Source organism: Bradyrhizobium sp. UBA2491 (genome assembly GCF_002341725.1).
Taxonomy (GTDB): Bacteria; Pseudomonadota; Alphaproteobacteria; order Rhizobiales; family Xanthobacteraceae; genus Bradyrhizobium.
In genome coordinates, this window is record NZ_DDOP01000091.1 from 24,233 (window position 1) to 49,167 (window position 24,935).

General features: G+C 63.8%; 22 protein-coding genes, 1 tRNA gene and 1 pseudogene. 16 read left to right on the forward strand and 8 right to left on the reverse strand.

Features of this window, described 5'->3' with window-relative positions; all coding sequences use genetic code 11:
- Window positions 1-24: 24 nt before the first annotated feature.
- The gene (locus tag B2W55_RS30555) at window positions 25-1,449 is read right to left on the reverse strand and encodes a toll/interleukin-1 receptor domain-containing protein (RefSeq protein WP_024579098.1); all 1,425 of its coding nucleotides are present in this window, start codon (window positions 1,447-1,449) and stop codon (window positions 25-27) included.
- 396 nt (window positions 1,450-1,845) lie between these two features.
- On the opposite strand from B2W55_RS30555, the gene B2W55_RS30560 reads away from it, so the two are divergent.
- The 3 genes from B2W55_RS30560 to B2W55_RS30570 all read left to right on the forward strand — a co-directional run bounded on the left by B2W55_RS30560 (window position 1,846) and on the right by B2W55_RS30570 (window position 5,038).
- A complete protein-coding gene (locus tag B2W55_RS30560; protein ID WP_024579099.1) occupies window positions 1,846-2,985 on the forward strand; it encodes a patatin-like phospholipase family protein in 1,140 nt (379 codons plus the stop codon).
- Window positions 2,986-3,100: 115 nt separating this feature from the next.
- A complete protein-coding gene (locus B2W55_RS30565; protein ID WP_024579100.1) occupies window positions 3,101-3,685 on the forward strand; it encodes a hypothetical protein in 585 nt (194 codons plus the stop codon).
- Window positions 3,686-3,712: 27 nt separating this feature from the next.
- A complete protein-coding gene (locus B2W55_RS30570) occupies window positions 3,713-5,038 on the forward strand; it encodes a TRAFs-binding domain-containing protein (RefSeq protein ID WP_024579101.1) in 1,326 nt (441 codons plus the stop codon).
- A gap of 24 nt (window positions 5,039-5,062) precedes the next feature.
- On the opposite strand, the gene B2W55_RS30575 is transcribed toward B2W55_RS30570, so the two are convergent.
- Entirely contained in the window at window positions 5,063-5,728 is a 666-nt protein-coding gene (locus B2W55_RS30575; protein WP_024579102.1) for an O-methyltransferase, read from the reverse strand.
- Window positions 5,729-5,833: 105 nt separating this feature from the next.
- Here B2W55_RS30575 and B2W55_RS30580 point away from each other — a divergent pair, with 105 nt between their 5' ends.
- Entirely contained in the window at window positions 5,834-6,466 is a 633-nt protein-coding gene (locus tag B2W55_RS30580) for a TetR family transcriptional regulator (RefSeq protein WP_024579103.1), read from the forward strand.
- Between the two features lie 720 nt (window positions 6,467-7,186).
- Window positions 7,187-7,282, forward strand: a pseudogene (locus B2W55_RS34310) (PEPxxWA-CTERM sorting domain-containing protein); the annotation flags it as partial.
- 138 nt (window positions 7,283-7,420) lie between these two features.
- On the opposite strand, the gene B2W55_RS30590 reads toward B2W55_RS34310, so the two are convergent.
- Both B2W55_RS30590 and B2W55_RS30595 read right to left on the reverse strand, forming a co-directional pair.
- A complete protein-coding gene (locus tag B2W55_RS30590) occupies window positions 7,421-7,810 on the reverse strand; it encodes a tautomerase family protein (protein WP_024579105.1) in 390 nt (129 codons plus the stop codon).
- A 587-nt stretch (window positions 7,811-8,397) separates the two neighbouring features.
- Entirely contained in the window at window positions 8,398-8,649 is a 252-nt protein-coding gene (locus B2W55_RS30595) for a hypothetical protein (RefSeq protein ID WP_024579106.1), read from the reverse strand.
- 573 nt (window positions 8,650-9,222) lie between these two features.
- On the opposite strand from B2W55_RS30595, the gene B2W55_RS30600 reads away from it, so the two are divergent.
- Together B2W55_RS30600 and B2W55_RS30605 are read left to right on the forward strand one after the other, a co-directional pair.
- Complete coding sequence (locus B2W55_RS30600; protein ID WP_024579107.1) at window positions 9,223-11,178, forward strand: thiamine pyrophosphate-binding protein; 1,956 nt, start codon at window positions 9,223-9,225, stop codon at window positions 11,176-11,178.
- A 14-nt stretch (window positions 11,179-11,192) separates the two neighbouring features.
- A complete protein-coding gene (locus tag B2W55_RS30605) occupies window positions 11,193-11,585 on the forward strand; it encodes a c-type cytochrome (RefSeq protein ID WP_160306696.1) in 393 nt (130 codons plus the stop codon).
- 13 nt (window positions 11,586-11,598) lie between these two features.
- On the opposite strand, the gene B2W55_RS30610 is transcribed toward B2W55_RS30605, so the two are convergent.
- Window positions 11,599-13,644: a TonB-dependent siderophore receptor gene (locus tag B2W55_RS30610; protein ID WP_024579109.1), complete on the reverse strand. Its 2,046-nt coding sequence runs from the start codon at window positions 13,642-13,644 to the stop codon at window positions 11,599-11,601.
- On the opposite strand from B2W55_RS30610, the gene B2W55_RS30615 reads away from it, so the two are divergent.
- Window positions 13,631-13,807 carry a hypothetical protein gene (locus B2W55_RS30615; RefSeq protein WP_291532726.1) on the forward strand — a complete coding sequence of 59 codons (177 nt, stop codon included), beginning with the start codon at window positions 13,631-13,633 and terminating at the stop codon, window positions 13,805-13,807. The genes B2W55_RS30610 and B2W55_RS30615 overlap by 14 nt on opposite strands.
- 357 nt (window positions 13,808-14,164) lie before the next feature.
- Here B2W55_RS30615 and B2W55_RS30620 read toward each other — a convergent pair whose 3' ends face one another.
- Complete coding sequence (locus B2W55_RS30620; protein WP_244468625.1) at window positions 14,165-14,800, reverse strand: TetR/AcrR family transcriptional regulator; 636 nt, start codon at window positions 14,798-14,800, stop codon at window positions 14,165-14,167.
- 296 nt (window positions 14,801-15,096) lie between these two features.
- Here B2W55_RS30620 and B2W55_RS30625 point away from each other — a divergent pair, with 296 nt between their 5' ends.
- From B2W55_RS30625 to B2W55_RS30655, 7 genes are all read left to right on the forward strand, one after another.
- Window positions 15,097-16,299, forward strand: coding sequence for an LLM class flavin-dependent oxidoreductase (locus tag B2W55_RS30625; protein WP_024579111.1), 1,203 nt, complete (start codon window positions 15,097-15,099; stop codon window positions 16,297-16,299).
- A 28-nt stretch (window positions 16,300-16,327) separates the two neighbouring features.
- A complete protein-coding gene (locus tag B2W55_RS30630; protein WP_024579112.1) occupies window positions 16,328-17,116 on the forward strand; it encodes an enoyl-CoA hydratase/isomerase family protein in 789 nt (262 codons plus the stop codon).
- Window positions 17,117-17,213: 97 nt separating this feature from the next.
- Window positions 17,214-18,050, forward strand: a complete 837-nt coding sequence (locus B2W55_RS30635; protein WP_024579113.1) for an enoyl-CoA hydratase/isomerase family protein — start codon at window positions 17,214-17,216, stop codon at window positions 18,048-18,050.
- A gap of 37 nt (window positions 18,051-18,087) precedes the next feature.
- Window positions 18,088-19,989 (forward strand): AMP-dependent synthetase/ligase, encoded by a 1,902-nt coding sequence (locus B2W55_RS30640; protein ID WP_244442119.1) that lies wholly within the window; start codon window positions 18,088-18,090, stop codon window positions 19,987-19,989.
- Window positions 19,990-20,003: 14 nt separating this feature from the next.
- Window positions 20,004-20,795: a creatininase family protein gene (locus B2W55_RS30645; RefSeq protein WP_024579115.1), complete on the forward strand. Its 792-nt coding sequence runs from the start codon at window positions 20,004-20,006 to the stop codon at window positions 20,793-20,795.
- Window positions 20,792-21,289: a flavin reductase family protein gene (locus B2W55_RS30650; protein WP_100555029.1), complete on the forward strand. Its 498-nt coding sequence runs from the start codon at window positions 20,792-20,794 to the stop codon at window positions 21,287-21,289. The genes B2W55_RS30645 and B2W55_RS30650 overlap by 4 nt, the downstream gene beginning before the upstream one ends.
- Window positions 21,286-22,500, forward strand: a complete 1,215-nt coding sequence (locus B2W55_RS30655; protein WP_024579117.1) for an ABC transporter substrate-binding protein — start codon at window positions 21,286-21,288, stop codon at window positions 22,498-22,500. The genes B2W55_RS30650 and B2W55_RS30655 overlap by 4 nt, the downstream gene beginning before the upstream one ends.
- A 177-nt stretch (window positions 22,501-22,677) precedes the next feature.
- Here the strand turns inward: B2W55_RS30655 and B2W55_RS30660 are convergent.
- Window positions 22,678-22,762: transfer RNA gene (locus B2W55_RS30660), tRNA-Leu, on the reverse strand.
- 195 nt (window positions 22,763-22,957) lie between these two features.
- Here B2W55_RS30660 and B2W55_RS30665 point away from each other — a divergent pair.
- Entirely contained in the window at window positions 22,958-23,494 is a 537-nt protein-coding gene (locus tag B2W55_RS30665; protein ID WP_024579250.1) for a disulfide bond formation protein B, read from the forward strand.
- A 100-nt stretch (window positions 23,495-23,594) separates the two neighbouring features.
- Here the strand turns inward: B2W55_RS30665 and B2W55_RS30670 are convergent, their stop codons facing one another.
- A complete protein-coding gene (locus B2W55_RS30670; RefSeq protein WP_024579249.1) occupies window positions 23,595-24,680 on the reverse strand; it encodes an AbrB family transcriptional regulator in 1,086 nt (361 codons plus the stop codon).
- Window positions 24,681-24,935 lie beyond the last annotated feature (255 nt).

The following is a 24,935-nucleotide window of genomic DNA, read 5'->3' on the forward strand; positions in this document are numbered from 1 at the left end:
AGCCGCAGCCGCGCTGCACGCGCGTCAGCGGGCCTCCAGAGGCCGCAGCTTCTCCACCTTGCCTTGGGTTTCGACGAGCAGTTGCTTCATGAAGTCCTTGTTGCGCTTCAGCCAGGGCTCCAGCGTTTGCCGCACGTCGCCCGGCGACTTCTTCTCGATCGCCTGCGCAAGCCGGGCCTGAAACGTCCCCCAATCCTTGAACATCTCCTTCAACAGAGCATCGTCGGCGATATTGATCGTCGATTTGATGTCGCCGACGGTTTCGAGCTCGCGCATGTTGCCCTGCCGCAGGATCGAATCGAGATTTTCCAGGCATTCGTGGTAGCGTTGCAGCAGATCGTCCCATCGCTTGGCGCTGCAATCCTCGTCGAGGTCCTCGACGGCGTTGTAGAGCGGCTCGAGAAACGACCATCTGAAGCGTCGCGCCAGTCGCAGCAGGATCGAGAGGAAGACGATGTCCTTTGGCATGTTCTGCGCGACCATCAGCCTCGGGTCTTCGCTGAAGGGCGGCATCGGCACGAAGATGATGACGACCGAGAACGGCGTGTTGTCGAGATATTCGAGCCGGGCGATCACCGGCTGATACAGCTTCAGATCGCGGAAGATCGGGCTGAGGACCTGCTCGCGGCTGCGCCGGCTGGCGACATCGACGTCGGAGAACGAGTTCGCGACATAGCTCGTCAGCTCGTCGAGCCAGGCGCCGCTGTCGTAGCGGTTCTGGGCGCTGAGCAGATCCTGCCAGTCGAGATTGGCCGTATCGGGGCCGGACAGCAGCGTGGTGGTGGCGGGATCCGCCTCCAGCTTGGCATCCCTCAGGAATCCACGCGCACGGTCCGTGGGCGGCAATGCCTTCAGGGTATCGGCCTTCTGCCGGAACGACAGCTCGTCGCTGAATACGACGCGAAGCCGCAGACGAAACAACTCTTCCGGCCGGGTGATCTGCATGAATTGCGCGTGCAGGTCCTTCACCGCCTCGTTGAAGTCGCGGGCGTGATTGGCGTTCAGCTTCGGCCGCAGCGGCACCGCGCCGAACGTCGGCCGCACGAACAGATCCTCGAGGAACCGCCGGACCTCGTCGTCGCCGATCCCGTAGAACTCGTTCTCCGCCAGCATCGGAAACGAGGGCGAGCTGTCGACCGAGAACCACAGCACCTTTGACGTGAGCTTCAGCGCGCGCTTGTAGCCGTCGAATTGGGAAATCTCCGAGGCGCACCACGTCCAATTGTGCTCGGCATTGGTGTGGATGAAGATCAAGCAGTCGGCTTTCGCCGTGTTGTCGATCATCCATTGCCGCCATTCCGCGCCGCCGGGAATCTCCTCGCACACGAAGCATTCCAGCGAACGCTGATCGTCCAGGCTGCTGAGATATTCGAGCCGTGCTTTCAAAAGCCGTGCAAGAAATCTGTCTTCGGCGCGATGGCTGATAAAGACCGAGAAATCATTGGGCATGGCAAAATCCGATCTGCATGAACTTTATGCGACGGCTGGCCGTGTCGCATCGGCCGGATGCCGCGGCTGCACGTCTTGCCGCGCATCCATGATAGCCCGGCTCTGAAACCTGCGATCGCCGGACGCGAAAAAGAAAAACCGCCTGCCAGTGAAATATCTCACTATACCCTAGGATGTGCTGCGTGCAGAATGCCAAGGGAGCCGGCGTGCTGTGCTCGTCGTGCTCCGTGATGACTGGCTAAGATTTTTCGAAATTTGGCGGATGCGTCGACTTGAACGCATCGCTTCATTTGAAGCCCTGGCGCTGTTGGCGCGAGGGTGTCCGACCAATTGAGCCTTCGGCCGTGATCGGTCGGCCGGATCGAGATCAGCGAAAGTCATTGTGCGGGGGCAGTCATGCCGAAGACGAAGCAGCAGCATCTTGATCGCGAAGCCGGCCCGAAGCGGATCCTTGCGCTCGACGGTGGCGGCATTCGCGGCATCCTGACGCTCGAATACCTGGCTGCGATCGAGACGCATTTGCGCGACCGATACAAAAACCGCGAGCTGCTGCTGTGCGACTATTTCGATCTGATCGGCGGCACTTCCACCGGATCGATCATCGCGGCCGGGCTCGCCTGCGGCATGACCGTGGACGCCTTGAAGAAGCTGTATCGCGGGATCGGCACCGACATCTTCCAGGAATCGTTCTGGCGCCGCGGGCTGCTGGCCCCGAAATTCGATTCCGACGCCTTGCAGCACGCGCTCGATGCGCAGCTCGGCGCCGATACCGTGCTCGGCGGCGATCGTATCCGCACCGGCCTGATGATCATGACCAAGCGGCTCGACACCGGCAGTCCCTGGCCGCTGCACAATCATCCGGACGCGCCCTTTGCCAAACAGGACGGTGCACTGCGGCTGACACAAGTCGTTCGCGCCAGCACCGCGGCGCCGACCTATTTCAAGCCGGAGGAGATCACGATTTCGGCGCGCGACGGTCACACGGTCAATGGCGCCTTTGTCGACGGCGGCGTCAGCCCGTTCAACGATCCCGCCTTGCAGCTCCTGATGCTCGCTGCCCTCAACGGCCACGGTTTCCGCTGGCAAAGCGGCCACGACAGGCTGCTGCTGATTTCTGCCGGCACGGGCGTATTCAAGGCGACATATTCGACGGAGCAGATCCTCCGTATGCCGGCGGCGGAACAGGGCGTGCGGTCGCTGCAATCGCTCATGGACGATTGCGGACGGGTCAATCACGGCATGCTGCAATGGCTCACCAAGTGCCTGACCCCGTGGTCGATCGATCGTGCGGTCACGGATATGCTGGCCGATAGCCAGGGCGGACCGCAGCTCGCGACCTATGCGCGCTACAATGTGCTGCTGGAAACCGCGTGGTTGAAGGACAAGCTCGCCATCGACCGGACCGCGGACGCGGTTGCGAAGGTCGCCGCGATGGACGACCCGAGCAACATGGACGAGCTCGCCGGGATCGGCGCGCTCGCCGCGAAGGTGCAGGTCAAGCCGGAACACTTCCCGCAGGCCTTCGATATCGCGTGATGCCGCGCGTACCGGCGCGTCGCGACACGCCGATCCCGGCTTCGACAAGGAATTCGCCTTCGGTTAAGTTCGTCACCTGGACACGATGATCCAATCATTAAGTCGAGGTGTCGCGATGGCTACCGAACAAGACGCCAAGTCACCGAACACGGTGGTTCTCTTCAGCGGTCACATGATCGATGCGCCAGATCGAAAGACCCCACGCTTTCCACCGGACAAGGAGGCCGTTGCGGCCGCTGCGATCGCCGACGCGCTGGCGAAGATCGGTGTCACCAAGGGCGATCTTGCGATTTGCGGCGGCGCCTGCGGCGGCGATCTGCTGTTTGCGGAAGCCGCGCTCGCGCAGGGCATGCGGCTTGAAATCTATATTCCGTTCGACGAGCCGACGTTCCTTGCTGGATCGGTCGATTTCGCCGGCGGCGACTGGCGCGCGCGCTATTTTGCTGCGAAATCGAAGGCGACGCTCCATGTCATGCCGGACGAACTGGGTCCGCTGCCGGCCGGTGAGAACGCCTATGAGCGCGACAATCAATGGATGCTGGAGCGCGCCGCCCGGTTTGGCGACAAGAAACTTGCCTTCATCTGCCTGTGGAACGGCGAAGGCGGCGATGGTCCCGGCGGCGCCAAGCACCTGATGGACGAGGCGGGGCGCAAGACGACGTGGGTTTACTGGCTGGATACGAAAAAATTATGGGACTAGGAGATTTCAGGAATGCCGTCATGTTTCATGATCATGCCTTACGGCCGCAAGGCGACCCAGGCTGAGCCGGGGCGTGGGCCGACCGAGATTGACTTCAACGCGTTGTGGGATCGTTGCTATGTCCCGGTTATCAAGGCGCTCAAGTATGAGCCGGTGCGCGCTGACCAGGACACCAGCGCATTGATCATCAGCGAGATGCTGGAGCGGCTCTACTTCGCCGATCTGGTGCTGGCCGACATGACGATCCCGAACGGCAACGTGTATTACGAGGTCGGTATTCGCCACGCGTCGCAGGAGACAGGGTGTGTCCTGCTCGCGGCCGACTGGTCCAAGCCACTGTTCGACGTCGCGCAGATGCGAACCATTCGATATCCGCTGCCCGAAGGCGAGATTACCGAGGCGACCGCCGTCGCCGTGCAGGGCGCGATCAAGGATCAGATCGAGGCGCGTCGTGACGGAGTTTCGCCGATGCACCAGTCGATCCCTGGCTATCCCTGCAAGGTCGATCCGGCGAAGGCGATAACCATGCGGGATCAACTCGCCGAGCAGGCCGAATTCCAGACCAAGATTCGGGCGGTGCGTGCGGCACCCAAGGCGGAGCGCATGAAGCGCGCGCAGGCACTGGTCGCCGTGGAGGCGAATCCACCCCTAAGCTACGCGAAGGCCCTCGCCTTGTTGCTGTTGTTGCGCGACTGCGTCGATACCAAAGCGGATTGGAACGTCCTGCTCGACTACACCAGCGGACTCCCCAAGCGCTTCGCGAACCAGGCGGAGGTGCAGGAAAATCGCGCATTCGCTGTTGCCCAGATAGGCGACGATGTTCGGGCCGTCGCCGAAATCCAGACACTGATTGATCTCGCGGGGCCAACGCCGGAACGCTTTGGCCTGATGGGCGGTCGCTACAAGCGCCTCTCCAAGGCACCGACGGCGAGCGCATCCGAGTGCAAGGAAGCCCTTGCCAAGGCGATCTGCTGCTATGAGCAGGGAATGGACCTTGATCTCAACGCCTATTATTGCTCCAGCAATCTGCCGCGACTCTATCGGCGGCGGGGAAAAGCAGGTGATGAGGAGCGCGCGCAGACGACCCTTCGTGCGGTCATCGCGGCCTGCGAGCGCGCGAGGCGGCTACAGATCGCCGACCGATGGTACCGCCCGACGCTGCTCGTCGCAGCTTTTGACCTGGGCGAGGCCGACAAGGCTGACGACCTTGCGGAGGATGTGATTGCCGAAGGCAAAGCCAAGTGGGAGGTCGATAGCGTGATCGAGGACCTCGAAACCACCGTTGCGCAGGTCACCGACCCCGCAAAGCGCGCGCGATTGTCCGCCATCGTCGACAAGATCAAGACAGCCTGATCGCGCGCGTCTTGCATTCCGGCGTCAGCCGAGCCGCATCGACAGCTCGACGTCTCCGCCGAACGGCACCGACAGGTAGCCGTTCGCCGGCGCGCGCACCCGCGCCAGATAGTCGGGGCTGTAGTCGGCGTTGTCGGCGACGACGAAGGCGCCGGGCTTCAGGCGGCTCTCGACGAGATCGAGGATGTCGGGATAGAGCGCCTTGGCGCCGTCGAGCAGCACGAGGTCGATCGTATCGGGCAGACCGGTGCGCAGCGTCGTGAGCGCGTCGCCTTCGCGGATCTCGATGAGGTCGTCGAGACCACCGGCGACGAGATTGTCGCGGGCGCGCGCCACCTTGGACGGCTCGAACTCGCTGGTGATCAGGTGTCCGCCGCCATTGTCGCGCAGCGCGGCGGCAAGATGCAGCGTCGAGATCCCGAACGAGGTGCCGAATTCGACGATGTTGCGCGCGCGAGCGCCGCGCGCCAGCATGTAGAGCAGCGCGCCGGTGTCGCGCGAGACCGCGAGCGGCGCATTCTTGAACCGCTCGTAGAGCGCGCGGTAGTCGGTCCTGCTCTGCATCAGGCGATCCCGTTCCTCGTCGGAAAGGTCGGCGACCGCGAGCTGGGTTTGCTCCACCGCGGCGGAAGCCTGCTCGAACAGGCGATCGAGCAAGCCCGCGAGTTTCGGTGAGGTGAGGGTGGTCATATCTGGTCTCCGGTTCGTCAACGGCGCGTCCTTGCGCCTCGCCAGAAATACGAATAATTAGTCGCATTCGCTAATCGCATTCCCCAAAGTGCTCATAGGGCGTCCATGGCCAGGCGGCGAACGTCTTCAATTTCCTCGCGAAAGCAGCCGCAACAGGCCCGCTCGAGCGAGCTCGTCGCGGCCATTCTCGATGCCGCTGTTCAGGTTTTGACGAAGGAGGGGGCGCAGCGTTTCACCACGGCGCGGGTGGCCGAGAGGGCCGGCGTCAGCGTCGGCTCGCTGTACCAGTATTTCCCGAACAAGGCCTCGATCCTGTTCCGGCTACAGAGCGACGAGTGGCGGCAGACCACGGTGATGCTGCGCGATATCCTCGAAGACGCCACGCGGCCGCCCCTGGACCGGCTGCGCGCGCTGGTGCACGCCTTCATCCGTTCCGAATGCGAGGAGGCCGCGGTGCGCGTCGCGCTCAATGACGCAGCCCCGCTCTATCGTGACGCGCCCGAAGCGCGCGAGGTGCGGGCATCGGGCGAGCGCATCGTCGCGGTCTTCATGCGCGAGGCTTTGCCGGACGCTTCCGACGCGATCCGCGCGACGGCCGGCGGTCTGATCACGACGACGCTGAGCACGGTCGGCAAGCATTTCTCGGAAAGCCCGCGAACGCGCGCGGAGATCAAGGCCCATGCCGACGCCATGGCCGACATGTTCTGCGCCTATCTCAGGCATCTCCGGGATCGTTGAGGCGGGCACGCCGAGTGGAGACGTGCGCCTCGCCGATGAATACATGCCGGCGCGTCCGCCGTCCCAGATACGTCAGAGAGCGACCGCTAACTCATTGCAGTTGCTTGCGATTAAGCGCGTATCTCGAATTGTGTATCAATTTCAGAAATAAATTGTTAATAAATAGAAATACTAAGCAATAATAGTTGGGAGAGTGAGATGAATTTCAAATACGTCATCGCCGCGCTCGCACTTGGCCTCATGTCAGGCACGGCCAGCGCCGACACCTACACCAGCGTGAATTTCTCGGGCGGAATATTCGGCGGCAACGCGAATGTCTCGGCCCCGTTCACCGGCGTCGTGTCGCCGGGCGACACCTATGCGGGCTCATTCGTCTACGACAACAATCTGGTGCCCGGCGCGGGCAGCGGATTTGTGAATGTCTTTCTGTCGAGTTTTCCTAACGCCGTTCCATCGATCAGCTTCAGCGTGAACGGCCACAACTTCACGGTCACCGATCCGAATGCGGCCATTCAGTACAACAACGGCCAGTTCAACGGATTTTCGATCAATGACGAGTTCAACTTCTCCGGCAACGCCTACCTGCTGCAAGTGAACGGTGGGATCATCAGCGTCGTGCTTGCCAGCGACCCGATAGGGCACAGCTACGTGAATGGCTATGTCAACATCGGGAACGGGAGCCTGACCGGTCAAACACCATTCGTTCCGCAGGTTGCCGCCATCCCCGAGCCCTCGACATGGGCGATGATGATCCTGGGCTTCGCGGGGATCGGGTTCATGGTCTATCGCCGCCGCAATGCGCCAGCGATGGCGTGAGTTGCGGGGACTGTCGAGACCGTTGCGGCAAGCAAGCTGGAGTGTTCTCGAGCGAGGCCGTCGCTGCTTCGCGTGAACAAGCGCATCGGAAAAGCAATCTGGAGCAACGGTTCTGATCCAATCAGAACCGTTGTACGGCTAGACGGCCGTCTCGTATCCGATGTCGAAATCGGACGCGGCGTTGCCACCGCGCATTCCGACATTCTCGCGCGCCACCTCGATCAGGATGATCTTGATGTCGTTGGCCGGCACGCCGAACCGCGCCAGGTTCTCGACGATGGCCTTGTAGAGCGCGCGCTTTGTCGCAACGGATCGGCCGGGAAACATCGTGATCTCGATATGCGTGAACCGCTCACCGGTCCAATCCGGGATCGAGAAACTGTCCGGCGCGTGCTGAACAAGGCGTAGGATCTTGTCATGCACCGGCGTTCGCAATGTCTCGCTGATCGCATCCTGAATGGCAGCCAGAAATTCGCTGCCTTGGCCGGCGAGCCAGCCTTCGCGTATCTCAACCAGAACGTCAGGCATATCGCTCCCCCCGGAACACCCGCCGATTGTCGAAATTGCTGCGAGCGTATCGGACGCTGCGGCGGTGACAATTCGGATGTTCCGACGGCTCGCTTCGGCCGTGCCGAAGCTGCTCCCGGCGTTGTGCGGATCGCTTGATCCAGCCTCGGCGATGCTGCCGGCTCGAACGCGACCGTGATGTCTACAGATAGTGCTTGGCGGCCAACAGGAATCCGAGCACCCCGCCCGTCACCACGAAAACGGTCATGCCATTGCGGAGGCTGACGCAAGCAGCCGACCAATAAGGAGTGGTCCGGGAGGAGGCCGCGACTTTCTTCGATCTTTGAGGCACGCCTGCGTATTCCTGAAAAGGCGCCGCCACCCGGTCAACGCAGGTGACGACGCCCGTCTGAGGGCTTCAGGGCGAAACCCTGACTCAGCGTAAGCCGTGATGATGAACGGTTCGTATATCGCTGCGGGTTGCAAGCTCGCACGAGGACATCAGCATCGCGAGTTCCGCGGAGCTTCGGTTCCGATTGAGTTGGAATCGAAGCTCCGGACTCATTCTCCTCGCGCGAACCCGTTGTCGAGTTTCGCGCGACAGCGCGCTAGAACGAAGCGTAGGCGTTTCGGAACGCGATGGCGCCGGCCAGCGAGCGCGGCCGCGTGCGCACCGCATGTCCATCGTTGCCGCTGGTGACGATCCACTGGCCATTCTCGTGGCCGACGATCTTGCCGACGTGGTGACGCCAGACGACGATCGCGCCGACCGAAGGACCGCCGGCATTGCTGCCGTAGCGTGCCCAGGATCGCGCCAGATTGTACTGCGGACCCGGATCGCTGCCGACCTGGGTGCGCATGAACCAGCCGCACCACGCGGCCGGGCGACCGGAATGTGCGTGTGCATAGTGTCGATGATGATGGCGGCCGCGCGCTTCGGCAGCAGACGAAGCAAAGGCCAGGAGCACGGCGACAGCCGCAAGAGTTTTACGCATTACAAAGTCCTCTTGTTGTTGGCAGACCATCCTGATTGTGGGAGGGGCGCAGCGATGATCTGCGATTAGGTTGCGAAGCGACCGCATCGGCCGGGCGACGCAAAACAGAGGCGGGGACATGGCCCGCTCGGGCCTTTAAGAAACGGGCTATGGCCAAAATATGGCGCAGAGCGCGCCGGCATGGAGGTCTGCGCCGACGCCATGGCCAAGATGTTCATGCCTGTCGAAACGGTCCCGCGCCCGCCTCGCGTGGTTCGCGCTGCGAGCGAAAAAGCGTGACTGGATTGTTGCCGATCCCCCGCCGATTCCGCGGAGCGGCCCGGCTGGTGCGGCTCGCTGACGCGTCTGTGTCTTGACGGTTCGCAACATCGGGGACGACACTGGCGTCAACCAACAACGAGCTCGTAGGCATCTGGTCACGTTCCCGGAGAGGACACCATGTCGAAGCGAAGCAGCTCGCGCCGCGATGGCGCGCCCGATTCCAGCCGCCGGAATTTCCTGAAAGGAGCGACGATCGCCGGCGCGGCCGCGCTGAGTACGCCGGCCGCGGCCAATGCCGCGATCCCGGCGCTTCCGGAAGAGCGTCCCAAGGCTGCGCCTCCCGGAGCGCGGCTCGCGGCCGCCGACGCGGCGCCGCCGCCGGCCGATCCGGTCAATCAGACGTCGAGCGGCGGCGACTTCATGGTCGACGTGCTGAAGACGCTCGACATCGACTATCTCGCGATGAACTGCGCGTCGAGCTTCCGCGGCCTGCACGAGGCTGTCATCAATCATGGCGGCAACAGGAAGCCCGAGATCATCACCTGCCCGCATGAAGAGATCGCGGTGCATATGGGCCAGGGCTACGCCAAGATGGAAGGCAAGCCGCTCGCCATGATCTGCCACGGCGTGGTCGGGCTCCAGCATGCCTCGATGGCGATGTACAACGCCTGGTGCGACCGCGTCCCCGTCATCGTGATGGGCGGCAACATCATGGAGGGCGACAAGCGCGCGCCGGGCGCCGAATGGCCACATTCGGCGATCGATCCCGCGGCGTTGACGCGCGACTTCGTCAAATGGGACGATCAGCCGGCCTCGCTCCAGCATTTCGCTGAATCGGCGGTGCGCGCCTACAAGATTTCGACCACGCCGCCGATGGCGCCGGTGATGCTGTCGCTCGACCAGGAATTGCAGGAAAACCCGATCGAGAATCGCGACCGCCTGCGCATCCCGAAATTCACCGCCGCGGTCCCGCCGCAAGGCGACGACGCGGCGCTGGCCGAGCTCGCCAAAATGCTGGTCGCGGCCGACAACCCGGTGATCCTGTGCGACCGCATGGCGCGCACGCCGGCCGGCATGCCGCGTCTGGTCGAGCTCGCGGAGACATTGCAATGCGCCGTGATCGACAATTACGGCCGCATGAACTTCCCCTCTCGCCATCCGCTCAACCAGTCGTTCCGGCGCTCGATCCTGTCGCAGGCCGATCTGATCCTGGCGATGGAGGTCAACGATATCTGGGGCACGCTCAGCGATTTCCACGATCGCATCGTGCGCACCTCGGAGCCGCGCTACAAGAAGACCGCCAGGATCGTCACGCTCGGCACCCGCGGCCTCTACATGAAGGCCAACTACCAGGATCTCGGCCGCTACCAAGAGGTCGACCTCGACATATCCGGCGACGCCGAGGCAAGCCTGCCGACATTGACCGAGCAGGTGAAGCGCCAGATCGACGAGGGCCGCAAGGCGGCGTTCGACGCGCGCGGCAAGAAGCTCGCGGCGGCCAAGCTCGCCACCGTCGAGCAGGCGAAGCTCGACGCCACGATCGGTTGGGACGCGAGCCCGATCACCACGGCGCGGCTGTGCGCCGAGCTCTACAGCCAGATCAAGGACGAGGATTGGTCGCTGGTCGGCACCTCGATCGGCCTGGCATGGCCGCATCGCTTGTGGGATTTCAAGAAGCCTTATCAATGGAACGGCGTCGCCGGCGGTGGCGGTGTCGGCTATACCCTGCCGGCCTCGCTGGGCGCTGCGCTCGCCAACAAGCGGCATGGACGATTGACGGTTGCGATCGGCGGCGACGGCGATTTCATGTTCGTGCCGTCGACGCTATGGACCGCCGCGCATCACCAGATCCCGATGCTCTACATCGTGCACAACAACCGCGCCTATCATCAGGAATACATGTACCTGCAGGCGATGGCAGCGCGCCATGGCCGCGGCATCACCAACACCGATATCGGCACCACGATCAAGGATCCCTTCGTCGACTACGCGACGCTCGCCAAGGGGTTCGGCGTCTATGGCGAGGGCCCGATCAACGACCCGAACCAGCTTGCGCCGGCGCTGAAGCGTGCGATCGCCATGGTCAAGGGCGGCCAGCCGGCGCTGCTCGACGTCGTGATGGATCAGCGTTGAGGGGGATGGCGATGATGACGATCGGTCGATCCGTGATACGCCTCGCAACCGTCGCCGCGATCGCGGGGGCATTCGCCGCCGGTGGCGGCATCGCCGCGCGCGCCGATGACGCGTCGCCGGCTGGCGATCCCGTCAACGGCAAGCGGCTCTACCTCGCCGACGGCTGCTTCGAATGCCACGGCCGCGCCGGGCAGGGCGGCCGCTTTAACTATCTGACGCCTGCGCTGGCGCAGATCGCGCTGCCGGTGGAGTCCTTCATCGCCTTCCTGCGCGAGGCGCCGAACGACATGCCGTCGTTCTCGGCCGACGTGCTGTCGGACAAGGATGCCGCCGACATCCACGCCTATCTCAGCTCGCTGCCTGGTCCGAAGGCGCTCAAGGACATTCCGCCGATCCTCAACCAGTAGGGCCTCGCACTCGTCACCAGCGGTAGGAGACGCTGCCGATCACGGCCCGTCCGGGGCCAAGCCAGCAGGCGTAGGTTTCGAAGCACATGCCGTTGCGTCGATCGAACAGGTTGGTGCCATTGACGGCGAACCGCCAATGCTTCTGATATTCGTAGGACAGCGTGGCGTCGATCAGCGCATATCCCGGGACCCTGAATGTGTTGAGATTGTCGCCCCAGGTCTCTCCGATGTAACGAACGCCGGCGCCGAGGCCGAAGCCCGCCAGCATGCCGTCGTTGAAATGATATTTGGCCCATAACGACGCCATGTCGGTCGGCGTGTTGTAGGGCGTCTTGCCCTGGGTGTCGTCGTTCGCCTTGGTGAATTTCACCTCCTGACGGGTGTAGGCTGCCGTCAGGTCGAGGCCTTCGGTCAGGCTGACCAGTGCCTCGAGCTCGATGCCGCGCGACCGGGTCTCGCCGACCGCCACGGAGTAGAGCGGATTGACCGGATCGGCCGTCAGACCGTTCTGCTGTCTGATATCGAAGGCCGCGACCGTGAACATGCTGCGCGAGCCGGGCGGCTGGAATTTGAGGCCGACCTCGTTCTGGGTGCCGGTCAGCGGCTTGAAGCCCTGTCCGTTGCGGTCCGAGCCGATTTGCGGAATGAACGACTGCGCATAGTTGTAATAGGGTGCGAAGCCGCTGTCGAAATTGTAGATGGCGCCGACGCGGCCGCTGAACGCGCTGTCGTTCTGCTTGCTGGTGACGTCGTTGACCTGCTCATACTGGCTGGTCCGCGCGAAATCCTCCCGACCGCCGAGCACGACGGTGAGGCGTCCGAGCTTGATCTGGTCCTGCGCATAGATGCCGGCCTGCGAGGAGTTTCCCTGCAGGCGGGTGTCGTTATAGTCCGGAGCAACGAAGCTCTGGAAATACACCGGATTGAAGATGTTCAGATCCGGCAGCGATCCGTAACCCTTCATCACACTGGTGTCTTGATATTGGTAATCGACGCCAAAGAGCAGCGTGTGATCGAGAATGCCGGTCGAGATCTTCTTCTCGGCCTGGTTGTCGACGTGGAAGGTCGTGAGCGTGGCTTGGGCTAGTCCGCTCAGGCGACTGAGCGACACGTGGTCGGACGCCAGTCCCGGATACCACCCGAAGGTCGCCTTGGAGGCGAAGTCGAGATGCGCGACCCGCATATTCTGCCGGAAGGTCCAATCCTCATCGGTCTTGTGCTCGAACTGATAGCCGATGGAATATTGGTTCTTGGTCGTTGCGTTGTAGTTTGGATCTCCGCCGAAGAAGCTGTTGGACAGGCGCCCATACGGATTCGGCAGGAAGGTGCCTGATGCCGGCAGATAGCCGGCGACGCCGCCGGTAGAGATGTGCATGTAGGTCGCTTCGATGTTGAGCTTGGTCGAGGCGTCCGGCTGATATGTGATCTGCGGCTGGAGGTAGACCCGATCATCCGGCATGTAGTGGACATAGCTGTCGCTGTCGCGCGCAACTCCGGTGAACCGATAGAGCAAGGTGTGGTCGTCGTTGGCCGGACCGCTGAGGTCGAACTGCACCTGCTTGCGGTTGAAGGTGCCGAACTGGACTCCGATTTCGTGAAACGGGTCCTCGGTGGGCTTCTTGCTGATCAGGCTGACCAGTCCGCCGGGATAGTTCTGGCCGAACAGGACCGAACTCGGTCCCTTCAGGATGTCGACGCGCTCCAGCGCGTAAGGCTCCGCCGACCAGGAGGTGTCGGGGCTCTCGATGCGCGGCAGGCCGAGGCCGTCCAGATAGAATCCGGACGTCGACTGATTGAAGCCGCGGATCGAATACCAGTCCATGCGCGCATCCGGTCCGTAGAGATCGGTCTGGACACCGGCGGTGTACCTCATCGCATCGTTGACGGTCTGAGCGTCCCGGTCGGCGATCTGCTTGCGCGTCACCACCGAGATCGACTGCGGTGTCTCCATGATCGGTGCGTCGGTCTTGGTTGCCGCGGCGCTGCGCGATGCGACATAATCCTGCACCGGTCCCCAAGCGGTTTCCGGTCGTTGCGGTGTCGTGTTGCCGTTCGCCACCGGCGGCGCGCTCCTGCCGCGGCTCGCATTTCGTCGGCCGCGAACAATGGAGCGGGACGACTGGCCGGCCTGGATCGATTTCGGTGCATTCCGTTTTGCCGGGCGGGCCTGGACTTCGATCGGCGGCAGCGATGTTGCGCCGGACATCGGTGCGGTGGTTTGAGCCGAAGCGCTTTGGACCAGACAGAACCCGAATGCCAGACAACTCGAGGCAGCGATTGCGCCTTGGACGGCGCTATTCTTGAACAACATTGAAAAGTACGCTCCGGACTTGAACGAAGAGAATCCGGACTTGCTCTAGCTCGACGTCGCTTCTGCGCAATCCACGCTCGCCTAGAAGCTTTCCAAGTCAGGCGGTTGTGCGCTGATTGTTGCTTCGCGATCGCACGGTGTTCGACTTAGAGCGATTCAATTTCGGTCTGGCGCCGCGGCGCGTACTCGATTTCGAGCGCACCTGGCCGCGTGGTGCAGCTACGCGACGTCGACCGGTCGCGCTGGGCGTAGGCAGGCCAAGCCTAGGTCAGAGGTCGCCGCGGCCGAGCAGCGCGTGCAGTGCGGCTTGCCGCATGATCGAGAAGATCGACTGCTCGTCCAGGCCTTTCTTGAGCGTCGCCGCCGTGTTGAGCATGGAGAACACGGCCTGCGTCAACAGTCGTGCCTCGGCTTCGGACAGGTCGGGCCGCAGCGGGGCTACGACAGAGACCCACTCTTCGGCGTACAGCGCCATCTCGCGGCGGATCCTTCGGCGGTCGTGTTCGGGAAGAGCGTGCTCGTTTTTAGTGAAGATGAGCGTGCTCGGCGGTCCTTGCAGGATGAGCCGGATGTGGGATTCGACCATCGCCACGATCGCTGCCTTGGGTTCCCTGGTCGTCTCCGCGATTCGTTTTGCGACCTCGTGCACGACCTGCGTCGGCTCCTCCAGAACCGCGATCAGCAAGGCCTGCTTGTTCTGGAAGTGGCGATAGAGTCCGGGACCGGTGATGCCGGCGCGCGCAGAGATCATCTCGACGGTCACTGCGTCGTAGGAGTGATGCAGGAAGAACTCGGCGGCGACCGAGATCAACTGCTCGCGCCGCCGGCTCCTGGATGCGCGCTTGATCGGGAGTGTCTGGATGTTCATCGCGACAAACCGTACCGCACGGCGGGCGCGAAGCAACCCGCTATCCTTCGCTCCGGCGTGATCCTTCGCGGCCTCGGCGTTCCGATCATGGAAACGTCTCCTCTTCTGCCAAAAGTAAATACGTACTAACTTTATTGACGGCTACCGGATTCGCCAAACAGGGGGCGGGCATCTGATTCCATACGCTCGTTTCGCAGAAAAGTCCGATAATAATAGCATTAGGCTCTAAGATGGGTTCTAAGCAGCCAGCACCAAAAGGCCGTTGACAAGACGCGATAGCTGACAATAAAGTTAGTTCGGATTAACATTAAGGTGCAGAGGAGGCACAACGCATGCGGTTCATCTTCTTCAGCGAAGGGGAAACCCAGCCGGGACACACCCACGCGCACCGCTATCGCGAGCTCATCGATGAAGTGATTCTGGCGGAGAAAGTCGGATTCGATGCGTTCGGGTGCTCCGAACAGCATTTCGCGATCGGCACGGCTTCGACCTCCGCTCCCGAGGTGATCTACCCGTACATGATGGCGCTCACGAGCAGAATCCAGTTCATCCACCTGATCACGCCGCTGCCCAAGAAGATCAATCACGCGCTCCGCGTCGCGGAGCGGCTGGCGACCGAAGACATCCTGTCGAACGGCCGCGTCGGGCTCGCCGTCGGGCGCGGCAACACCACCCTCGCGCTGCACGCCTTCGAGGTCGACCCCGCGGAGACCAAGGCGCAGCAGATGGAGGGCATCGAGGTCATCCGCCGGGCCCTGTCGAACGACATCTTCTCTTTCGTCGGCGAGCACTACAAGATTCCGCCGCGCAGCCTGACGCCCAAGCACGTGACGCTACCCTATCCGCCAATGATGATGGCGACCGCGAGCCCGCAATCGATCGCCGCCGCGGCGCATATGGGCATCGGCGCCATGATGGGCGGCGGCTATAACGGGTTCGCCTCCGTCCAGAGGTCGGCCGAGCTCTATGACAAGGAGCTGGCGAGTGCCGTGCATGTTTACCCGGTGCAGGCGCAGAAGGTCGCCGTGATTTCCGGCGGAATGCATTGCGCCGATACAAATGAGGAGGCGGAGCGGTGGGCGGCGACGCTGGCCCATAGCGTCGCCTTGTCAATCGACGCCTATGAGCGGCTGGCGAAACTGTCCGCCGACTACGGATCGCTCGGCGAGATCAAGAACATCGACTTCAAGAACGAGCGCTATTTGTTCGACGAGTCCGGGAGCTTCATCGTCGGCGACGTCGAGACCTGCATCAGGCAGGTCCAACGGTACGTCGACATGGGCATCGACGCGCTCGCGCTGCGCATCGACGGCATGCCGCACAAGGAGCTGATGAAGTCGATCGAGCTGTTCGGCAAGTACGTCATCCCGAGGTTCAAAAACCCCCGGTCGGTCGTGCGTGCGTCCGACGCGATCCTTGCCGACATCCGCGCCGCCCGCCCCGACCACTATGCCGAGCGCGAGGCCTTTGAAAATGCCAAGGCGGCCGCCGGGACGGTCGATGGATCCGTCCGTAATTCGGCGGCTTCGGCCTGACGCCTATCTGAACAACGGGAGACTGAAAATGAAAGATAAAAAGTACGTGGGCTTGCTCGTGGAGATACGTCCGAGCGGTGTGGCCGTCATCACCATGAACCGGCCCGAGATACTCAATGCCATCGATTGGCCTATGCATGCCGCGTTGGAGGAGCTGTTCGTGGATCTCGATAACGATCCCGCGGTGAAGGCTATCGTCCTTACCGGCGCTGGTCGTGGGTTCTGCTCAGGCGGCGATCAGAACGCGCTCGATCAGGGCATACATAAGATATCGCCGACGCGCTCGGGCCGACACCTCATTAGAAACATCCTTGAGGTGGAGTCCCCCGTCATTGCCGCCGTGAACGGCGTGGCGGTCGGGTTGGGCGCCACGCTCGCTCTGTTCTGCGACGTTATCTTTGCCCAGCCAAGCGCTCGTTTCGCCGATACGCATGTGACGGCCGGCGTCGTCGCCGGCGACGGCGGTGCTGTCATATGGCCGCTTCTTCTGGGCCCGGCGCGGGCCAAGCATTACTTGATGACCGGTGAATTCATTTCGGCGGAAGACGCGGCGGCAGCGGGGATGATCAACAAGGTCGTGCCGGAAGGCACCGTTCTCGAGTATGCGATCGGATATGCCGAACTGCTCGCGAGCGGTCCCCGTAGCGCAATCATCTGGACCAAGTACAGCGTCAACAAGCTGATCAAGGAACAGGCGCATCTCAATCTCGACACCGCGGGTGCGCTCGAGACGCTTACGTTCAATAGCCCCGAGCGGAAAGAGGCCGTCGCGGCCTTCCGGGAGAAGCGCAAGCGCTTCGCAGAAGGCACAAGCTGACGGGCTCGTTGCGTAGCGTATGCGCTCTTTGCGGGCGCGGTGCTTGCTGCGCTCCACGCCGGCTCGGATTCCCTGAGATCAGACAGAGACGCATTCGATGACGGTCCGATACGAGAGCGAGGCGGCGACCGGACTGCGGACGGCCGGCCACGACGGCGTCCTGGTCGCAACGCTCGACAGGCCGCCAGCCAACGCCCTGAACCGTCCGCTGCTGCTCGCCATGATCGCGCTGTTCCGAGACCGCGGCGAGGGCGACCCGCCGCCGGTGGTGATCACCGGCGCCGGCGATCGGTTCTTCTGCGCCGGCGGCGACATCAAGGAGGTGGACGGAGCTGCCGCCGGCCCGATCCAACAGCGGATGCGGGGATTCCACAATCTGCTCGTCGCGATGGAGCGATACCGGGCTCCGGTGATCGCCGCCGTCAACGGCGACTGCGTCGGCGGCGGCGTCGAGTACGCGCTGTTCGCGGACGCGGTGCTCGCGGCGCCGCACGCCCGGTTCGGATTCCCCGAGATCAGACATGGCCTGCTGCCCGCTGACAAAGGCATCCAGCGCCTCATCCGGTTGATCGGAATGCGGCGCGCGCGTGACCTGCTGCTGAGTGGTGAACTGATCGGTGCCGAGGAGGCGGCGCGGTGGGGGCTCGTCGACGCCATTATCGAGCCCGGCCGACTGATGATCGAAGCGCTCGATCGTGCCCGAGAGGCCGGGCGTCGAGCGCCGGTGCTCTATGCGGCGCTCAAGCATGCCGTCAACGACTACGACGACATCGAGGACCAACAGCGAGCCGACGTCACGCTCGCCAAGGCTGCCTCCTGGATCGACGACCCCGTGGCCCGGAGCCTCCGAGAAGGATGGAGGAAGCAGCGGGCGCCGTCGCGGTCTTCCGACGGAACGCCGCCGGCACTGAACACCACACCAGACCACACGTAGGCCAGCCAGGCCTGCCATTAGGAAATGGAGCGATATGATGGTCACGAATACCGTCCCCGCAGCCGATGCCCGCGCCCGGCAGGTGCCCGTCCTGAGCGGCGTCACCGACATCGGCGTTGCCAACTTCGAGGCCGTCGACCGCACCTTCGCCCAGATGGTGCAGGACCGCGCGGAAGTCGAACCCGAGGAGGTCGCGTTCTGCCAGTGGGACGGGACGCGCGCGATCCCGACCAGTTGGGCGCAGTACGCTTCGGCCGTACGCGAGGTCACGCTCGGCCTGGCTGCCCTCGGCGTCGCGCCCGGGGACAGGGTCGCCATCATGGCGTCGGGCCGCACCGAATGGGTCATGACGGCGCTCGGCATCCTGTCGGCCGGGGCGATCCCGGTGGGCGTCTACCCCACGAGCTCCCCTGCTGAGGTGAGGCAGCTCGTCGGGCACAGCGAGGCCATCGCCATCGTGGTCGGCGATGTCGCCGACGTCGCAAAGGTCGCCGCAATCGCCTCGGAGCTCCCCGCGCTGCGCGCCGTGATCAGCTTCGATGATGCCCCGTCGGGGTTGCCCGAAACGGTCGTCAGCAGGACATGGGCCGACCTGCGCGAGACCGGTCGAGCCCATGACGCGGCCAACCCGGCGCTGTTCGACCAACGCCTCGCCGGCGGAAACATCGACCAGCCGGCAGCCTTGTTCTACACCTCAGGCTCTACCGGAGCTCCCAAGGGGGTTGTCCACACCCACCGCACCCTGCAGTACTCGGTGCTCGGCTCCGCCGTGCTCAACCCCGAGCTGACCACGACCCGCCGCGACTCGCTCAGCTTCCTGGGCCTATCCCATGTCGCTCCGGCGCTGTCCGGCGTCTACGCGCCGATCATGACCCGGTCGGTGGTGACCTTCTGCCGCATCGACCAGTTGTCCGAGGCGCTCCGCGGCGTACGTCCTGCGGGGATCGTCTGGCCGCCGCGGCTGCACGAGAAGTTGCTCAGCGTGGCGCTGGCCGCGCTCAAGCAGACGCCAGCACCGTTCCAGAAGTCCTACGAGAACGCGATGGAGGTGGCCCGCGAGGTTGCCGCCGCGCGCCGGCGCGGCGACGCCGTGCCCGCCGAGCTGCAAGCGCGCTACGACCAGGCCCAGCAGCAGGTGTTCCTGCCCCTGCGCGCGAAGTTGGGCGTGGACCGCGTCAACGTCGCTTGGACCTCGTCGGGAGCGATGACCCCCGAGGTGCAAGCACTGTGGCAGATGTGGGGGGTGGATCTGCGCGAACTGTATGGCACCACCGAGACCTGCGGCTGGGTGCTCGGGCAGTGGGACCGCGCCTTCCCATCCCCTGGGACCGTAGGCAAGGCCATGCCCGACCCGCGCTTCGCAATCAAGACCAGCAGTGAAGGGGAGCTGCTGGTGAAGGGACCGCTGCTGTTCCGCGGCTACTGGAACAACCCGGAGGCGACGGCGGACGTGATGGACGGAGAGTGGTATCGCACCGGCGACCTCGTCGAGATCGACGCCTCCGGTGAGGTCAAGCTGATCGGTCGGGCCAAGGACATCATCGTCACCAGCGGCGGCAAGACCATCAGCCCGCAGCCCATCGAGGTGCGCCTGAAGGCCAATCCCCTGATCGAGGAGGCCGTGGTCGTCGGCGACGGCCGCAACTACCTCACCGTTCTCATCTGGCCGACCGAGACGGCCGGCAGGCTCGACAGCGATGCGCTGCATCAAGGCCTGCAAGCCTGGATCGATAAGCTCAACGCCGACCTCGCACGCCCCCTTCAGCTCAAGGACTTTCGGATCGCACCACGCGCGCTCTCGCCCGGCGCGGGCGAGCTCACGTCCAAGGGCACGATCCGTCGGCCAGCAGTGCTCAAATCGTTCAGCGCACTCGTGGATGAGATGTACAGCGCCGCCGAACACAACGAGTTCGCCGACCAGGCGCGGCTCCAGGGTTGAAGGAGCCAGACGTGATGCGTTCCGAGCAACCGCGTGAGCTGCGGATCGAACACCTGACCAGCGCCGAGATCGCCGAGGCGATCGCGGCCGGCGCCCGCACGGCGATCCTACCGCTGGGTGCGATCGAGCAGCACGGACCTCATCTTCCGCTGTCGATGGACAGTGATCACGCCGATGCGCTCGCGGTCCGCATCGCCCGCAAGCTCGGCGCTGCACTGGTGCTGCCGACGGTCAAGGTCGGGTACTCGCCCCACCACCTCGGCTTCTGCGGCTCGCTTTCGGTGCGTCCCGCTACGCTAGAGGCGATCTGCCTGGACTATTGCAGCAGCCTCGCCGCGCACGGGTTCGCCCGCGTCGTCCTGTTCTCCGGCCACATCGGCAATTACCCGATCATGCGTGACTTCGAGCCGCGGCTGGCCGCGGCACTCGCCCCGGCGCTTCAGGTCATCGTCTATCGAGACAGTGCCGCGATCCTCGACGCATGGCGGAAGTCGGCGCAGTCGGTCGCTGGTCTCGGAAGCCACGTCGGTGGTCACGCAGACGTGGCGGAGACCTCGGTAATGCTCGTCCTGCACCCCGAGAAGGTTCGGCCCGATCGGGCGGCTGCGGGGTATCTGGGCACGGTGGACGAGGCGTTCCTGCGGCGGGCGTTCGTCGAGGGCATCGACGCGGTCTCGCCCAACGGCGTCCTCGGCGATCCCGCCGGGAGTTCGAAGGCGATTGGCCACGCTGCGTTGGATGCCGTGACCGATCTCGTCGTCGCGTACGCCACCGCACACGGAGCACGAGCCGAATGCAATCCATGAGCGAGCAGATGGACAGCAGGATGCTGCGCGACGCCTTCGGCGCGTTCCCGACGGGCGTCGTGGCCGTGGCGGCGCAGGTCGACGGGAGGCTGGTGGGTCTTGCAGCCTCCTCGTTCACCTCGGTGTCTCTCGAACCTCCGCTGGTGTCATTCGCCGTCGCGAAAGGCTCGACCACGTGGCCCGAGCTACGCCGAGCCGAGCACCTCGGAGTCACCGTGCTCGCTGAGGACCACGGCGCATTGTGTCGGCAGCTCGCCGGTCCGGCCCGCGAACGGTTCACCGACGTCGCCTTCGAGATCATCGACAGCGGTGCAGTGATGCTCGCCGAGGGGATCGCCAAGTATGACTGCACTGTCCGCGAGGAGCTGGAGGCGGGCGATCATGTCATCGTGCTGCTCCAACTTCATGGCGTCGTCGTCGATAGCCGCAGGCAGCCCCTCATCTTCCACCGCAGCGGGTTCGGAAGGCTCGCGTTGCTTGAGGAAAGGCCATGATCTTGCGGTATGTACTCCCGACTTGCAGCGCAAGCCTTCTACTTGCGACGTTCGGCACCGCTTTCGCGCAGAAAGCATACGATGCCGGTGCGACCGATACCGAGATCAAGATCGGCAACATCATGCCGTATAGCGGCCCGGCCTCCGCCTTCGGCATTCTCGGAAAGATCGAGGGCGCCTACTACAAGATGATCAACGATCAGGGCGGCATCAACGGCCGCAAGATCAACTTCATCAGCTACGACGACGGCTATTCGCCTCCCAAAGCCGTCGAGCAGGCGCGCAAGCTTGTCGAGAGCGACGAGGTGCTGCTGCTGGCGGGCGTGCTCGGCACGCCGTCTAACTCCGCCATCCAGAAATATATGAACGCCAGGAAGGTGCCGCAGCTCTTCGTGTCGTCCGGCGCGACCAGATTCGGCGACTACAGGAACTTTCCGTGGACGATGGGCTGGCAAGCGGACTATCAAATCGAAGGACGCGTCTACGCGACGTACCTCCTCAAGCAAAAGCCCGACGCCAAGGTCGCCATTCTTTATCAGAATGACGATTTCGGCAAAGACCTGCTCAAAGGTGTGAAAGATGGCCTTGGCGAGCGCGCTGCAAAGATGATCGTCGCGGAAGAGCCATACGAGATCATTGAACCCACAGTCGAAAGCCATATCGTCAAATTGAAAGCAAGCGGCGCTGATACCTTCTTCAGCATGACCACGCCCAAGGCTGCTGCGCAAAGCATCAAGAAGGCCGCGGAGCTCGGCTGGAAGCCAGTTTATTTTCAGAGCCTCATCGGCGCTTCAAGCACGGTGCTGAAGTCGGCCGGCTATGATAACGCCCAAGGCATCCTGTCGGCGGCCTTTTCAAAGGATACTGATCGGCAGTGGGATAACGACGAAGGGATGAAGAGGCTTAGCGCCTTTCTCGCCAAATATGCTCCGGAGGCCGACAAGGGCGACGGAAGCGTCGTCTACGCCTATGGGGTCGCGGAGACCGTCGTTCAAGTCTTGAGACAGTGCGGCGATACGCTGACGCGCGAGAACATTATGAAGCAGGCCGCCAACCTGAAGGATTTCGCGCCCGATATCCTTCTGCCCGGCATCTTCATCAACACATCTCCGACCGATTACTATCCGGTCGAGCAACTGCGGATGATGCGCTTCAAGGGTGATAAATGGGAAATGTTTGGTGATGTCATTGACGGCAAGAGACCGGAATGACCGCCGCTGGCGGCGTACTCAGCACCGCTGACAAGGCAAACTATCCGCCAGGACGTTGATCTTCAGGATTCCGTATATCGTGGCCCGTCACGGACCGGCCAAGTGGCTTCGCCGGACACGTTTCGCTCTTGCAGCCTTGGCGTGGCTGCGCCACGCGAAGCCCGCAAGGGCGAAGCGTGGTGCCCCTGGCCGGAATCGAACCAGCACTCCTTGCGGAACTCGATTTTGAGTCGAGCGCGTCTACCAGTTCCGCCACAGGGGCATTCGCGATGGACCGGACCGGGAAGGGCCGGGGTCGCGAAGCGCGGCGGACTATAGCGGGCGGCCCGTCACGGTCAACCCGCGCGGAAGTGATTGTCCCGTGCCTCGACAGCGATATTTTGGCGCGATACGACCCGGATCGAGCATGGAGCAGGGGCCACGGCGCTCCCGATCGATGCTCCCAGGAGGACTGCCCGTGACAACCGCCACCGCCCATCCGTCGCATGCTTCCGCCGCCGTCAATCCAGCGCTGACCTCGGCGCTCGCGATTGCGGTGATCGCGGCGGCGACGCTGGCCGGCGCCTGGTTCTTCCAGCTGGTGCTGGAGATCATGCCCTGTCCGCTTTGTCTCGAGCAGCGCTATGCCTATTACCTCGCGGTCCCGCTCGGCGCCCTGGTTGCGGTGGCCGCCGCCCGCGGCGCGTCGCGGCCGGTGCTGCTCGCCGGGCTTGCGATCCTCGGCCTCGCCGCGCTCGCCAATGCCGGGCTCGGCGGCTATCACGCCGGCGTCGAATGGGGCTTCTGGCCGGGGCCGACCGATTGCACCGGCCCGATGGTGGATTTCGGCAAGGCCGGCTCGCTGCTGGAGCAACTCGACAAGGTCAAGGTGGTGCGCTGCGACGAGGTGCAGTTTCGCTTCCTCGGCGTCTCGCTGGCCGGCTACAACGTGCTGATCTCGCTGCTGATGGCCGCGATCGCCGGCTGGGGCATGGTGAAGGCCGCGAGGGCCTAACCTGTAGGGTGGGTTAGCCGACGGCGTAACCCACCATGTCGCGGTGAGAAGGTGGTGGGTTACGCTTCGCTAACCCACCCTACGCTGCTGCGCTTTCCAGCTAGTCGTCGACGTCGTCCTGCGGCCGTCCGAACAGATGGATGATGCCGGGCGTCGAGATGGTGACGAACAGAAACCGTGACAGATGATGCGCCCCGACGAAGATCGGGTCGATGTGCAGCGTCAGCGCCAGCGCCAGCATCGCGTCCATCGCACCCGGCGCGAAGGCAACCACGACGTCGGCGAGCCGCACATGGGTGGTGAAGGCGATCACCGCGACGAACACCGCCGAGATCAGGATGGCGATCGCAAACGAGCCGAGCCCGGCATTGACGTGGCTGAGCAGGGTCGAGGTCTTCATCCGCGCGAAGCGGGTGCCGATCAACGCGCCGATGCCGACCAGCGCGACATTGCGGAGCCAGGGCGGCAGGCCGCCATCGACCAGGCCGGAGCCGTGCAGCAGGCTGGAGGCGAGCATCGCGCCGAACATCCAGCTCGCCGGGAATTTGATCCAGCGCAGCAGCAGCGAGACGGCGACCGACGCCGCGACCAGAAAGATCAGGCCAAGCGGCGAGGCAACCGAGGTCGGCAAAGGCGGCGGCGCGGCATGCGTCACGCCGGTCAGCGCCAGCACCAGCGGCAGCGCCGCGGTCAGGATGATGACGCGCATGGTCTGCACCACGGCGATCGCCGCGACGTCGGCGCCCTTTTCCGCGGCCAGGATGGTGATCTGCGAGAGCGCCCCGGGGCTGCCGGCGAGGAAGGCCGAGGTCTGGTCCCAGCCATGCACGCGCTGGAGGTATAGGCTCGAGCCGAAGGTGGCGCAGAACGTCGCCAGTGCCAGCAGGCCGATGGTGAGCGGATAGGAGCTCATGTGCTGCAACAATTGCTGCGACATCAGCGAGCCCAGGGAAATGCCGAGCAGCAGCAGCACCGTCTGCGTCAGCACCGGCGGCACCGCGAGCGGCCGACCGGCCAACGCCGCGATCCCGACCGCGCACATCGCCCCCGAGATCAGGCCGCCCGGCAATCCCGCCCACAGAAACAACAGGCCGCCGCCGGCGCCGATGACGAGAGTCTCAAGCCCGTTCAGGACCTTGCTGCGGTCGGGAATGGCCAGGGCCATCGAAGCGCGGATCTGAGTCACGCCGCGTTATGGCAAATTCGCACCCGCGGGACAATTGCAACCACGCGGTGCAGCAATGCACCGCCGACGGATTCACGCCGGCAGCGCGGGCAGGGAGCGGCGCACGCGCCGCTCCGATGCCGTCGATGGCCGGAGCGGCGCGCTGGCCCTGCGGGCTTTACTGCTTGGTCGCCGGGGCGGCGGCCGGCGCGGCCTTGTCGCCGGCTTCCTTGATGCACGCCTTGCGAAACTTCTTGCGCTCCTTGCCCTTGAGGC